This window comes from Thermotalea metallivorans (assembly GCF_001562415.1).
GTDB lineage: Bacteria > Bacillota > Clostridia > Peptostreptococcales > Thermotaleaceae > Thermotalea > Thermotalea metallivorans.
Genome location: NZ_LOEE01000076.1, coordinates 24,933 through 38,336, shown reverse-complemented (window position 1 = coordinate 38,336; position 13,404 = coordinate 24,933). Strand labels below are relative to the sequence as shown.

Genomic DNA, 13,404 nt, shown 5'->3' with positions numbered 1-13,404 from the left:
GGGACTTTGCCTCCGGCTTCCTTCAGATTCCACCTCACGATGGACACCCTTGCCTTTGGCTAATGGTTCCCACTGCCAAGCCCATAGCGGACTTTCACCGCCAAGTTACTGCCCATGCCGGGCGCACGTGATCAAAAGGCCAATCTTTCCAGATTGGCCTCCTCATCACTCTCCTTGATTGCTATGGACACGTCTCTTTCAATCCCCATATGCTTTTTAGTTGCTTTCCATCATCTTCTCAAAGGTTTCCTCATCAATGACCCGGATGCCTAACTCCTGGGCCTTGTCCAGCTTCGACCCTGCTTCAGTCCCTGCCAGAACATAATCCGTTTTCTTGCTGACGCTGCCGGAAACCTTTCCTCCCAGCCGCTCAATCATTTCCTTGGCTTCATTCCTTGTATACTTTTCCAATGTTCCTGTGAGAACGAAAATAAGGCCTTCCAATTTCCTTTCCATGGATGTATCGGCTTTCCTTCGGGCTTCCATGTTGACGCCTGCCGCCTTTAGCTTCTCAATGACCCTCCCATTGCTCTCCTCTTGAAAAAAAGCAACGATACTTTGGGCCATTTTGTCTCCGATCTCAGGAACAGCAATAATTTCTTCATAGCTAGCCTTCATCAGCCTATCCATAGAGCCAAAGGCATCGGCCAGAAGTCTTGCTGCCCTCTCTCCTACCAACTTAATTCCCAAACCAAAAATAACCCGATCCAAATCATTATTTTTAGACTTCTCAATGGCATGGATCAGATTTTTGGCAGATTTTTCCCCCATTCTTTCTAGGGGAATCAAGTCCTCCTTCCTCAAATAGTATAAATCAGCCACATCTTTAATTAATCCTTTATCCAGGAGCAAACCTACAATAGACTCTCCCAGTCCTTCAATATCCATGGCATTTCTGGAAACAAAGTGGATGATCCCCCTCCGCAGCTGATCAGGGCAGGCGGCATTCATGCACCGGGTTACAGCCTCTCCATGAAGCCGTACCGTTTCATGGCCGCAGGAAGGACATACACGGGGCATTTCAAAAACCTTCTCCTCTCCCGTTCTCTCGTGGAAAATGACGCTTACCACTTCAGGAATCACATCTCCTGCCTTCTGAATCCATACTTTATCTCCAATGCGGATATCTTTTTGCCGGATGTAGTCTTCATTATGCAGTGTGGCCCTGCTGACCACGGAGCCTGCCACTCTGACGGGCTCCAAGATGGCCGTAGGCGTTAAAGCTCCTGTCCTTCCCACCTGGACAATAATATCCTTGACAGCGGTCTTCTGTTGTTCTGCCGGGAATTTATATGCAATCGCCCAACGGGGACTTTTCGATCTGGTGCCGAGAATTTCCCTCTGCTGAAGATCATTTACTTTGATGACCAGCCCGTCTATGTCAAAGGGCAGTTCCTTTCTCTTGTTGGCCCACCTCTCACATAAGCCGAGCACCCCTTCGATATCACTGAAAACCTCGTATATAGAAGTTTTAAATCCTAAACTTTTTAGATAGTTCAATCCCTCTGTATGTGTTCGAAAAGCTTTGTTTTCTATGGTCTGTATATTGAAAATAAAAATATCCAAAGGTCTTTGGGCCGTAATCCTAGGATCCAGCTGCCTCAATGATCCTGCCGCTGCATTGCGAGGATTGGCGAATGCCGTCTCCCCCTTTTCTTCCTGCTTTTGATTTAATTCCGCAAATTTTTCCCGGGAAATATATACTTCGCCACGAACTTCCAAATTTATTTCTTCCTTTAGTCGCAAAGGTATTGACTTGATGGTTCGCAGGTTTTGTGTAATATCCTCCCCCACAAATCCGTCGCCCCGGGTCGCCCCTTGCACAAATTTGCCTTCATCATATCGTAAAGCTACGGAAAGGCCGTCGATTTTCAGTTCGACAACATATTCTACTTTTTCTCCCACAGCCTTCCTGATGCGCCTGTCGAACTCCCGCAAATCGCCCTCATCATAGGCGTTGTCGAGACTTAACATGGGCACCCGATGCACTACCTGCTGAAAGACTGAAAGGGGTGCTCCTCCTACCCGCTGCGTCGGCGAATCAGGGGTAACCATCTCTGGAAACTGATTTTCCAGAGCAATCAATTCATTCATCATCTGATCATATTCATAATCCGTAATTTCAGGGGAGTCCAATACATAATACCGATAGTCATGATAGTGAATCTTCTCCCTCAGATCCTTTATTTTTTCAAGGGCTTCTTTTTGATCCATAGCCATCCTCCTTCTTTTGCTGCCCATTGCATCATTCACTGTTGACCATTGGCAGTTGGCCGTTAAAAGCCAATAGCCAGTATGACCTACTCATTTATCAATTGTATCGGTGCATATCCTAGTGCCAACTTCTTAATCCCTGCACGATCAAAGGCAATGGTAAGTTCTGCCTTTTCACCGCTTCCTTTGACCGCAATCACAGTTCCTATGCCGAATTTGTCATGCTTCACCTTACTGCCCGGCTTAAATTCTCCATCGCCCCCATGCTGCTTTGGTTTTGGCGGGTCTCCCATACTGATGCCACGGTAAATACCCGGCGCCGGAGTCAAAGTTTCCTTTTCTTTCCTCTCCAGCTCTTTTCTATCCATATCCAGCAAATCATCGGCAATTTCTTCGATAAATCTGGACATGGGGTTATAATTCGTACGTCCGTATAAAGTTCTGATCATGGCATGGGTGATAAACAGACATTCCCGGGCCCTGGTAATCCCCACATAGCAAAGCCTTCTCTCCTCTTCCAGGGCTCCCTCGTCATGCAACGCCCTGGATATGGGAAATATTCCTTCCTCCATGCCGGCAAGGAACACTACAGGAAACTCCAATCCCTTTGCGCTGTGAAGGGTCATTAATGTCACTGTATTTTCTTCCCCATCCATGTCATCCATATCAGACATGAGAGAAATATTGGCTAAAAATTCTTCTAAGCTGTTGATCTCGCTGTTTCGTTCAAACTCCATGGCTACGGAAATAAATTCCTGAAGATTTTCGATTCTTGTTCTGGCCTCCAAAGTATCTTCCTTTTGCAGTTCATCCATATAGCCGGAATCCTCCAGCACCCGGGTAATCAATTCCACTACGCCCATTTGATCCTTTTGTTTATAATATCCATCAATGAGTGAAACAAAATCTTCAATGCCTCTTTGCACCTTTTTGGAAAAATCGTGGATTCCGTCCAATTCCAATAGTGCCTGAAACAGGCTTTTGCCCGTCTTGCCTGCATATTCCGCTATCCTTTCCATCGTCTTGTCCCCAATGCCTCTCTTGGGCACATTGATTACCCTTTTTATACTGATGTCATCGGCAGGATTTTGAATGAGGCGGAGATAAGCAATGATATCTTTGATTTCTTTGCGTGCATAGAATTTTAGCCCTCCAAAGATTCTATAGGGAATATTGGCCTTTAAAAGCATTTCTTCGATCACCCGGGACTGGGCATTGGTTCTGTAGAGTACGGCAAATTCCCTGTAGTTTCTCCCTTCCCTTTCTGCCATGGATTGAATCTGCTCTACAATGAACCGGGCTTCATCGTGTTCGTTCATGGCACGGTAGTAGCGGATGAGGTCCCCCTCCCTGTTGGAGGTCCAGAGAATCTTTTTCTTCCTGCCCACATTGTTTCGGATCACACAGTTAGCCGCCTCCAGTATCTTCCGGGTAGAACGATAATTCTGCTCCAGCTTGATTACCAAAGCATTTGGAAAATCATCCTCAAAGCTAAGGATATTGCGAATGTCAGCTCCCCTCCAACTGTAAATGGACTGATCATCATCCCCTACAACGCAAAGATTTTGATGTGTCTTTGCCAGCAAACTCACCAGCTTGTACTGGGCCTGATTGGTATCCTGGTATTCATCCACCATGATATATCGAAACTTGTTCTGATAGTACTGAAGCACTTCCGGATAGCCCATGAACAGCTCCACGGTCTTGAAGATTAAGTCATCAAAATCCAAAGCATTGCTGCTTTTCAGCTTCTTTTGATACAACCCGTAGATCTGACCGATTGCGGCCATCTGAAAATCTCCCATATGTTCCTGCATCCATTTCTGGGGCGACAGCAGCCGATCTTTGGCACTGCCGATCTTTCCCTGGACCATGGATACAGGATATAGGTCTTCCTTCATGTTCAATTCTTTTAAGCAATCCTTGATCAGGGTTTGCTGGTCCGATGTATCATAAATGACAAAATCCCTTGTATATCCTAGTTTCTCAATATCCCTTCGCAATATTCTCACACAGGCGGAATGGAAGGTACTCACCCAGATATCGGTGGTTCGTCCCAAAAGATCCTCCACCCTGTCCTTCATCTCTTTGGCTGCTTTATTGGTAAAAGTAATGGCTAGAATGTTTCCCGGATATACGCCTAAATTTTCTATCAAATGGGCAATTCTATGGGTCAGTACCCTCGTCTTCCCCGATCCTGCTCCGGCTAAAATCAATAGGGGCCCCTCCGTTTTTTCAACGGCTGCCCGCTGCCTTTCATTGAGATTTGCTAAATCCATTGGATTTCTCCTTTCTTTTCCTTTGTCCTATAACTATCTTAAAGGATTTTTCCGGTAAATACAACCATATGGCAGAATTTTTAGAACGTATGTTCATTTTTTTCCTTTAGACACCCCTTCTCCTGCAGCAGATTGCGGCAAATTTTGTTCTATTTGCCTTTGAAAGTAAAATAGATGAAACCCTATCGTTTCACCTATCAACGCCTATGCCATTCCTTATCTTATATAGATTGAAAAATAAATCTACTTTCCTTCCCCTTTTTGATGTTTTTCTTCCAGCCTGTCCAATATGAGGTTATAACCATCGGCACCGTATTGTAAAAATCGGTTAATCCTGCTGATGGTTGCTGTGCTGGCACCTGTTTTTTCCTCAATTTCATGATAGGTTTTATTCTGTCGCAGAAGTTTTGCCACTTTCAAGCGCTGGGCCATGGCTTGAATTTCTTTGATCGTACAGATATCTTCAAAAAAACGATAACATTCTTCTGTATTTTCCAGCAGCAATATGGCTTCGAAGAGCTCGTCCACAAATTCACACTTTAACTTGGAATGATAGGTCATCGGATCACCTCAAATCTTCTTGCCTCCATTGAAAACAACTGTTCTCTCCGGTAGCAGATTGTTCTTTTGCATGTTATATTCTATATTTATCTATTATATCCTTTTGCCATCATGAATAAAATTAAAAAAAGTATATTGACAATGATGAAAAAAAGCTTTATACTTAACATTAATTTCACTATTCACGACAATTGAATACGATGGATATCTCTTATCCAGAGAGGTGGAGGGACTGGCCCTATGAAACCCGGCAACCGGCTTTATCATAAAGCATCGGTGCCAATTCCTGCGGTACGATTGTACCGACAGATGAGAGAGAAGCAATGATTCTATGCCTCTTTCTCTGTGAAAGAGGCTTTTTTCATGCACAGGAAATCATCCTTTTGCCATTTTCCTGGTCCATTGCAACAGCATTTGATCCCTAAGGATGTACCCCAAGTTCTATTGTTTATATCAATCCAAACCCTAGGACATCCATGTTTTCGTAGGTGTGTATTTTTATTGCTTTTATGTTTTATCACCATACAGTTATAAAGGAGTGAAGTTATGATTAATATTCGTCATTTGTCAAAGATTTACCATCAAGAAAAAAGCAAGGTCGTTGCCCTGGAAGATATCAACCTGTCCATTGAACAGGGGTCCATCTATGGCATTATTGGCCTCAGCGGCGCGGGAAAATCTTCCCTGATTCGATGCATCAATCGGATTGAAGAACCTACAAAGGGTGAAATCTGGCTTCGCGATATCCCCTTAACCAGCCTTTCTCCTGATGAGCTGCGAAAAGTTCGGAAGAAAATTGGCATGATTTTTCAAAACTTTAATTTACTGAGCACCAAAACGGTATTTGAGAATATTGCCTTTCCCCTTCGATTGAATAAGACTCCGGAAAAAGTGGCCCGGGAAAAAGTAACCGAGCTTTTAAAACTGGTGGATTTGACAGACAAAGCCCATGTGTATCCCTCCCAGTTAAGCGGTGGCCAGAAACAGAGGGTGGGCATTGCCAGGGCTTTGGTATCAGATCCCGATGTATTGCTCTGTGACGAGGCTACATCGGCTTTGGATCCAAAAACAACAAAGCAAATTTTAGCACTGTTAAAAAAGATTCACCAATCCTTGGGCCTAACCATTCTTGTCATCACCCACGAGATGGACGTGATTAAAGAAATTTGCAGCCATGTGGCCATATTGGAAAACGGCAGGGTCATCGAACAGGGGAGAACCATTGATGTTTTCTCAAAACCCGGCCACGGCATCACAAAACATTTTGTAGATCAGATTCATCATTTGCCGAATCATCTGCAAAACGGCAAAATCCTCAACCTGTCCTTTACGGAGGGAAGTGCGGGAGAACCGATCATTGCAAGACTCATCAAGCATTTTGACGTGGAAGTAAATATACTGTCGGGCAGGATCGAATGGATTCAGGAAAAACCCATCGGCAAGCTGACAGTTGAAGTGGACGCCGATTCTCCCCAATGGATGCAAATCATCGATTATTTAGAAAAAAATCATGTGAAAGTGGAGGTAGTTCATCATGAATGATTTCATTGTACTTCTTCTCCCTTCCCTGGGAGAAACATTGTATATGGTATTGGTTTCCATGATTTTCACTGTACTCCTGGGCTTGCCCCTGGGTGTCATTCTGGTAGTAACGGATAAGGACCACATCTTGCCCAATTCTTTCATTCACAGCATACTCTCTTATATGGTCAACATGACCCGATCCTTGCCCTTTATTATCTTGATGATTTTTATCATTCCCTTCACCCGGTGGATTGTAGGAACTACCATTGGCACTACCGCAGCCATTGTCCCCCTGGTGATAGCCGCAACGCCCTTCTTTGCTAGGGTTGTAGAAACAGCCCTCAGAGAAGTAGATTGGGGAGTTGTTGAGGCTTCCATTGCCATGGGAGCCACACCCCTGCAGATGATCACAAAGGTATTAATTCCCGAGGCCATGCCTTCTTTGGTCTTAGGAATCACAATAACAACCATCAATATCCTTGGCTATTCAGCCATGGCCGGTGTCGTGGGAGGAGGTGGATTGGGAGACCTGGCCGTCCGGTACGGGTATCACCGTTTTCAGACAGAAGTGATGCTTGCTACCGTATTGGTTTTAATTTTGCTTGTACAAATCATTCAATACTGCGGCAATAGAGCTGCACAAATTCTCAATAGAAAATAGGAGGTCGAGCATCATGAAAAAAAACATTTTTGTATCTATCATCGGCTTTGTCATTCTGTCCCTGCTGTTCAGCGGCTGCACTGCCCCGTCTGCTTCAAAGAGCAAGGGGGCAACTGTCTTGAAAGTCGGTGCAACCCCTGTCCCCCATGGAGAAATCCTTGAGTTTATCAAGCCAAAATTGCAGGAGCAAGGCATTCAACTAGAGATTGTAGAATTTACCGATTATGTAAATCCCAACCTGGCCTTGGAAAGCAAAGAAATCGATGCCAACTTTTTTCAACATGTTCCCTACATGGAGGCATTTTCCAGAGAACGGGGGATCCAGATGATCAGCGTCGGAAAAATCCATGTAGAGCCTTTAGGCTTATACTCTAAGAAAATCAAAACCATCCATGATTTGAAAAATGGGGCTGTCATCGCTATCCCCAATGACCCTACCAACGAAGGCCGGGCTTTCATCCTACTGGATGCCAAGGGCATTATCAAGCTCAAGAAAGATGCAGGTCTCGAAGCAACTGAAAAGGATATTGAAGAAAATCCAAAAAAACTGGTCTTTAAACCCATTGATGCGGCACAGCTTCCAAGAACTTTAGAAGATACGGATGCTTCCGTCATCAATACCAACTATGCCCTGCAAGCCGGTTTAAATCCTGTAAAGGACTCCTTGATCATTGAGGGCAGCGAATCTCCCTATGCCAATATTGTAGCCGTCCGTCCGGAAGATCAAGATAAGGAAACCATAAAAAAATTGGTAGGAGCCTTGCAATCTCCGGAAGTAAAACAATTTATTGAAGAAAAATATAAAGGTGCCGTCGTCCCTGCTTTTTAAATATATAGGTATGCTGGCCAATGGCTAAAAGCCCATAGGAAATAGGTTCTAAATGCTAGCTGCCATGGGCGCTGACAAACTCTAGTCAACAAGAAAATTTATCCTTTAAAGTTCATTATGAATAGGCATAGCAAGCAAAAGTTAATTTTTGCCTTACATATATCTTTCTCCTTCAGAGTAATAATAAATAATAATAATGAAAGAAGGAGTGTGAGCCATATGGCTGATAAAAAAGATCGATATTTTGGTGCCAATGAAGCCCAGAATCTCATTGACGGTACCTACAATGCCAAAGATTTTCCCATTATGGAAAAGAGGCAAAATGCTTATGTAATGCCTGACCGCATGCAAAGGGACGTGGATTGCATCGACAGTTTAAGATTTTATGAGGACACAACGGAATTTACAGAGAAATTGGGAATCGAAGGCATTCCTGCCAGTCCTCAAAGCAAAAAGAATACGGCCCTTCGCTAATCCCCTTTCACAGCTAAAGTGATGGTTTCAATCCCATCCCTTTAGCTTTCTAATGTTATGGCTTTAAAGATATGAAATTATCAATTTCTTCTTCAATCAATTTCAAGGAAGATCTCCAAAAATCAATGCTGTGAATATCTATCCCCATCATTGCCGCCACATCGGCAATCGTCTTCTTGCCAGTGACGGAAAGCAATCGATCGTACTCCTGCACGAAGCTTTCTCCTCGTTTCAAATATTCCGCGTATAATCCTTTTGCAAACAGCAGTCCGAAAGCATAGGGGAAATTGTAATAATTATGGGATGCATCATAATAATGAGGTTTGTTGATCCACATATAAGGATGCAGCACATCGTGAGCCAGCCCGTCTCCATAAGCTTCTTTTTGGGCCTTGATCATCATTTCCTTCAATTCATTCACCGATAGGGATCCTTCCTCCCGTCGCCTGAATAATTCACTTTCAAATAAAAATCTGCTGTAGATATCCACAATAACCTGTCCTGCCCCCATGAGACTGCTCTCCAGAATGGCAAAGGCTTCCTCCAACGAAGCCGTTTTCAAGGCCGCCTTTTGAATAATCGTCTCACAAAAAATGGAAGCTGTTTCCGCAATAGGCATAGGATAATGGCTGTTCAAGTAAGTTTCCCCAACCAGGCAGTACCCATGGTATCCGTGTCCCAACTCATGGGCCAGGGTTTTCACATCATGGAAAGTACCTGTAAAATTCAATAAGATACGGCTTTCCCCTATGGCATGAAGATTGGCGCAGAAGGCTCCTCCCCGCTTTCCCTCTCTGGGCTCCCCATCAATCCAGCCCTTTTCAAAGGCACCATGGGCATAATTAGCCAGCCGTTCACTGAAAGTTCTAAAGTTTTCTACAATGAAATCTTTGGCCTCCCGGTATGTAAGTTGCATCTTTCCTCCGCCCATAGGAGCAAACAAATCATAAAAAGGAAGACCACGGTCGTGCCCTAGAAGGGCAGCTTTTCTTTTATAATACCGGTGAAAGGCGGGCAGACTTTCTCTGATGGCTGTCAGCATGGCTTCCAAAGTTTCCCGATCCATCCTAGAATTCATAAGGGTCTCCTCTAAAGGCGAATCATATCCTCTCATTTGTGCCAGAGTAATAACCTCTCCTTTGATTCCATTCAGGGCGGCAGCAGAGGATTCTTCAATCTTTGGATAGGCTTTCAACTCCGCTTCATAGGCTGTTCTTCTGACATCAGGATTGGGATCATGGGCCATATTTCTCACCACAGTCAAAGGCAGCCGCTTTTTCTCTCCATCTACCGTCATATCCACCAGCAAAGTGGAGGTGAGCAGTTCCTGCAGCTTTGACCAAGCATTGGACCCTGTATTCTTCATTTTCGCAATGAGAATTTCTTCCTTTTCGCTTAAAAGATATCGGCTGTTTTTCTTAATCTCTTCCAAATAGAATCGATGCTCCTCCAGAATCTTAGAAGAGGCAATCACTTCGTCCAAATTGTCTATATTGTTTATCCATTTTTGAAACATCACCATGGGCTTCGCCAGCTCTGTTCCCTTTGATTCCAGACGCTCTACAATCTGCAGGGCCTTCTCATCCCTGGCATTTACACTAAGACGCAATTCTCCGAAACTCAACAAACGGGTAAATAGGTGAAAAAACCGGTTTTGCATCTGAATATAGGTTTCCATTTTTTCTGCCGTCCTGTCACTGCTGATTAGATTCTCCTCCGCCCATCTCTTCATGCTTTCGATTTCTTCATCACATTTTTTCAAATCCTCTTGAAAAACTTCCGATTCAAAAGAAGGGTACAATGCATCCAGACTCCATCGCATCTCCATTTTGATCACTCCTTCTACATATAAATTTTTTTTTATATTTAATATATCATATCCATCTCATAAAAAACAACCTCATCAAAAAATTTGATTTTCCAATAGGTACACAGAATGTTCCAAATCAAAAAGGCAAGATTTTCATCCTGCCCCATCGTGGAAAAAACTTTTCATTTTCGAAAATCATCCAATAGCCCTATATCTTTTCTGTAATACATGCCATCAAAGGAAATTCTCGCCACATTGCTATAGGCCTTTTCCCTTGCCTCCGCTGTGGTATCGCCCCAGGCCGTTATCCCCAGCACCCGGCCGCCATTGGTTACAATCTTTCCCTTTTCAAATTTTGTTCCTCCATGGAATACTACCACATCTTCATCCACTGCATCCAATCCTTCAATCACCTTTCCCTTTTCATAATCATCGGGATAGCCTCCGGATGCCATAATCACACATACCGTTTTCTTCTGGCTCCACTTGATTTCCTGCTCCTTTAATTTCTTTTGCAAAATGCTTTCCATGATATCCAAAAGGTCTGTTTCCAATCTTGTCAATACCACCTGGGTTTCCGGGTCTCCAAATCTTGTATTGAATTCCAATACCTTTGGTCCTTCCTTCGTAATCATTAAACCGATAAAAAGAATCCCTTTGTAATCAAAGCCGTCTTTTTGAAAACCCTTAATAATCGGCGAGAGAACTTGGTTTTTCACGGCTTCTTCAATGGTTTCGTCATAAATACAGCTCGGAGAGTAGGTTCCCATACCTCCCGTATTGGGCCCCTTATCCCCATCAAAAATCTTTTTATAATCTTGAGCGCTGGCCATGGGCACAATGGTCTCACCATCTACAAAACACAGAATAGAAGTTTCAATGCCCGTCAAAAATTCTTCGATGACCACTCGGCTGCCGGCTTCTCCAAACCGCTTCTCCCCCATGATGCTTTCCAGGGTTTCCAATGCTTCCTGCCGATTGGCCGCAATCACCACACCCTTGCCTGCCGCCAGTCCGTCGGCCTTAATCACCATAGGATAGCCGTACATGCCTACAGCTTTTTTGGCCTCTTCCAAATTTGTAAATTCCGCATATCGGCCTGTGGGAATCCCATGCTTTACCATAAAATCCTTTGCAAAGGCCTTGCTCCCTTCCAGCCGGCCACAGAACTTGTTGGGGCCGAATATTTTCAGACCTTCTTCCTCGAATCGATCCACAATGCCTGCCACCAAAGGAGCCTCCGGTCCCACCACCGTCAAATCAATCTTTTGTTCCTTTGCAAAACGGCATAGGGCTTCTATATCCTCAGCCTTGATGTCTGCAATATCTGCTATGCCGGCGATCCCTGCATTGCCAGGAGCACAATAAAGCTTTTCTACCCTTGGGCTTTGGCCTAGCTTCCACGCAATGGCATGTTCACGACCACCGCTGCCGATAATCAATACTTTCATGGATTCACCTCCCGGATTCCAACGAATTTCCCACAAACTCCCCTAGTGTTTGAAATGCCTCATGCCTGTAAATACCATAGTGATTCCATACCGATTGGCCATCTCGATCGACTCCTCATCCCTGACAGAACCGCCCGGCTGAATGATCGCCGTAATACCGGCCTTGGCCGCAGCCTCTACACAATCGGAGAAGGGGAAGAATGCATCGGAAGCCAATACGCTTCCTTTGACTTGGATGTTGGCCTGTCGAATGGCATTTTCCACTGCCCAAATTCTATTCACCTGACCCGGACCGATTCCCAAGGTCTGCTTATCCTTGGCAAGCACAATGCCATTGGATTTGATGTGCTTCACTACCTTCCAGGCAAAGAGCATATCTTCCATCTCTTTTTTCGTAGGTATGCGATCCGTTACAACTTTCAAATCTTCCTCCACAAACAATTCATAATCTACCTCCTGGATTAAAAGTCCTCCGTGAACTTTCTTTATATCCATGGCATTTGGAGGCTGTTTTTTCTCGATGTCCGGAAGCTTCAGGAGCCGGATATTTTTTTTGGAAGCTAAAACTTCCAATGCCTCCTCCTCAAAATCCGGTGCAATGATGATTTCTAAAAAGATTTTATTCATCTCCAGGGCCGTTTTTTCGTCAATCTTGCGATTGGCCGCCACAATTCCGCCAAAAATAGAAACGGGATCACAAGCATAGGCCTTCAAATAAGCATCATAAATATCATAACCGCTGCCTACGCCACAGGCGTTGGTATGTTTTACTGCTACCACCGTCGGTTCCTCGTATTCCTTCAATAACTCCAAAGCCCCGTTCGCATCATTGATATTGTTAAAGGACAGTTCTTTGCCATGGAGCTGTATAGCGTTCACCAAAGACCCTTCTACCTTCCCTGTTTCTTTATAAAAAACTGCCTTTTGATGGGGATTCTCCCCATATCGCAGATCCTGAACTTTTTCAAAGGTCATGGTCAGCAGATCGGGCAGCTCCCCATGGATTCTTTCCCTTAAATATTGGGCAATCATGGCATCATAATGGGCCGTATGCTCAAAGACCTTCAAGGCCAGCCTGTACTTTGTATCATAGGATACTTCTCCTGCAGCAGTCAATTCCTCCAAGACCTTGCCATAATCCCCGGGATTGACAATCACCACCACATCCTTGTGATTTTTGGCAGCAGACCGCAGCATGGCAGGTCCGCCGATATCGATATTTTCAATGGCCTCTTCCAAGGCAACTCCTTCCTTTGCAATGGTTTCCTTGAAAGGATATAAATTAATTACCACCATGTCGATGGGTTGAATATTCAGTGCCTCGATCTGCTTCATATGTTCCGGATGATCCCGCATAGCCAATAGTCCTCCGTGGACCGCCGGATGCAAGGTTTTTATCCTTCCGTCCAAACACTCGGGAAAACCGGTAATATGGAAAATGGAGATGACATCAATTCCATTTTCCATCAGGGTCTTCGCTGTCCCCCCTGTGGATATGATTTCAATCCCCAAAGCCTTCAGCTTTCCTGCAAATTCCACAATCCCTGTCTTGTCTGAAACACTGATTAACGCACGCTTCTTCAAAGGGAAGACCTCCTTTG

General features: G+C 44.4%; 10 protein-coding genes and 1 riboswitch. Of the genes, 4 read left to right on the top strand and 6 right to left on the bottom strand.

What is annotated here, in order from left to right:
* Positions 1-216 precede the first annotated feature (216 nt).
* The 3 genes from ligA to AN619_RS14490 form a co-directional block, all read right to left on the bottom strand.
* Positions 217-2,214 (bottom strand): NAD-dependent DNA ligase LigA, encoded by a 1,998-nt coding sequence (ligA, locus tag AN619_RS14500; protein ID WP_068557986.1) that lies wholly within the window; start codon positions 2,212-2,214, stop codon positions 217-219.
* A gap of 86 nt (positions 2,215-2,300) precedes the next feature.
* Positions 2,301-4,493, bottom strand: coding sequence for a DNA helicase PcrA (gene pcrA / locus AN619_RS14495; RefSeq protein WP_068557985.1), 2,193 nt, complete (start codon positions 4,491-4,493; stop codon positions 2,301-2,303).
* Positions 4,494-4,736: 243 nt separating this feature from the next.
* On the bottom strand, positions 4,737-5,054 hold the full coding sequence (locus AN619_RS14490; RefSeq protein WP_068557984.1) for a YerC/YecD family TrpR-related protein: 318 nt from the start codon (positions 5,052-5,054) through the stop codon (positions 4,737-4,739).
* A gap of 208 nt (positions 5,055-5,262) precedes the next feature.
* Positions 5,263-5,370, top strand: a riboswitch (SAM riboswitch).
* A gap of 230 nt (positions 5,371-5,600) precedes the next feature.
* On the opposite strand from AN619_RS14490, the gene AN619_RS14485 reads away from it, so the two are divergent.
* From AN619_RS14485 to AN619_RS14470, 4 genes are all read left to right on the top strand, one after another.
* Complete coding sequence (locus AN619_RS14485; protein WP_068557983.1) at positions 5,601-6,596, top strand: methionine ABC transporter ATP-binding protein; 996 nt, start codon at positions 5,601-5,603, stop codon at positions 6,594-6,596.
* Positions 6,589-7,239 carry a methionine ABC transporter permease gene (locus AN619_RS14480; RefSeq protein WP_068557982.1) on the top strand — a complete coding sequence of 217 codons (651 nt, stop codon included), beginning with the start codon at positions 6,589-6,591 and terminating at the stop codon, positions 7,237-7,239. Before AN619_RS14485 ends, AN619_RS14480 begins: the two co-directional genes overlap by 8 nt.
* A gap of 13 nt (positions 7,240-7,252) precedes the next feature.
* Positions 7,253-8,068, top strand: a complete 816-nt coding sequence (locus AN619_RS14475; protein WP_068557981.1) for a MetQ/NlpA family ABC transporter substrate-binding protein — start codon at positions 7,253-7,255, stop codon at positions 8,066-8,068.
* A 219-nt stretch (positions 8,069-8,287) separates the two neighbouring features.
* Positions 8,288-8,542, top strand: coding sequence for a hypothetical protein (locus AN619_RS14470; RefSeq protein ID WP_068557980.1), 255 nt, complete (start codon positions 8,288-8,290; stop codon positions 8,540-8,542).
* Positions 8,543-8,597: 55 nt separating this feature from the next.
* Here AN619_RS14470 and AN619_RS14465 read toward each other — a convergent pair whose 3' ends face one another.
* The 3 genes from AN619_RS14465 to purH form a co-directional block, all read right to left on the bottom strand.
* Complete coding sequence (locus AN619_RS14465; RefSeq protein ID WP_068557979.1) at positions 8,598-10,370, bottom strand: M3 family oligoendopeptidase; 1,773 nt, start codon at positions 10,368-10,370, stop codon at positions 8,598-8,600.
* A 164-nt stretch (positions 10,371-10,534) separates the two neighbouring features.
* Complete coding sequence (purD, locus tag AN619_RS14460) at positions 10,535-11,803, bottom strand: phosphoribosylamine--glycine ligase (RefSeq protein ID WP_068557978.1); 1,269 nt, start codon at positions 11,801-11,803, stop codon at positions 10,535-10,537.
* Positions 11,804-11,845: 42 nt separating this feature from the next.
* Positions 11,846-13,387: a bifunctional phosphoribosylaminoimidazolecarboxamide formyltransferase/IMP cyclohydrolase gene (gene purH / locus AN619_RS14455; RefSeq protein ID WP_068557977.1), complete on the bottom strand. Its 1,542-nt coding sequence runs from the start codon at positions 13,385-13,387 to the stop codon at positions 11,846-11,848.
* Positions 13,388-13,404: the final 17 nt, after the last annotated feature.

Excerpts from the sequence above, each read along its gene's own strand:
- pcrA (WP_068557985.1), bottom strand. The coding sequence starts at position 4,493 with ATGGATTTAGCAAATCTCAATGAAAGGCAGCGGGCAGCCGTTGAAAAA.
- ligA (WP_068557986.1), bottom strand. The coding sequence starts at position 2,214 with ATGGATCAAAAAGAAGCCCTTGAAAAAATAAAGGATCTGAGGGAGAAG.
- AN619_RS14465 (WP_068557979.1), bottom strand. The coding sequence starts at position 10,370 with ATGGAGATGCGATGGAGTCTGGATGCATTGTACCCTTCTTTTGAATCG.
- AN619_RS14470 (WP_068557980.1), top strand. The coding sequence starts at position 8,288 with ATGGCTGATAAAAAAGATCGATATTTTGGTGCCAATGAAGCCCAGAAT.
- AN619_RS14475 (WP_068557981.1), top strand. The coding sequence starts at position 7,253 with ATGAAAAAAAACATTTTTGTATCTATCATCGGCTTTGTCATTCTGTCC.
- AN619_RS14485 (WP_068557983.1), top strand. The coding sequence starts at position 5,601 with ATGATTAATATTCGTCATTTGTCAAAGATTTACCATCAAGAAAAAAGC.
- AN619_RS14480 (WP_068557982.1), top strand. The coding sequence starts at position 6,589 with ATGAATGATTTCATTGTACTTCTTCTCCCTTCCCTGGGAGAAACATTG.
- purD (WP_068557978.1), bottom strand. The coding sequence starts at position 11,803 with ATGAAAGTATTGATTATCGGCAGCGGTGGTCGTGAACATGCCATTGCG.
- AN619_RS14490 (WP_068557984.1), bottom strand. The coding sequence starts at position 5,054 with ATGACCTATCATTCCAAGTTAAAGTGTGAATTTGTGGACGAGCTCTTC.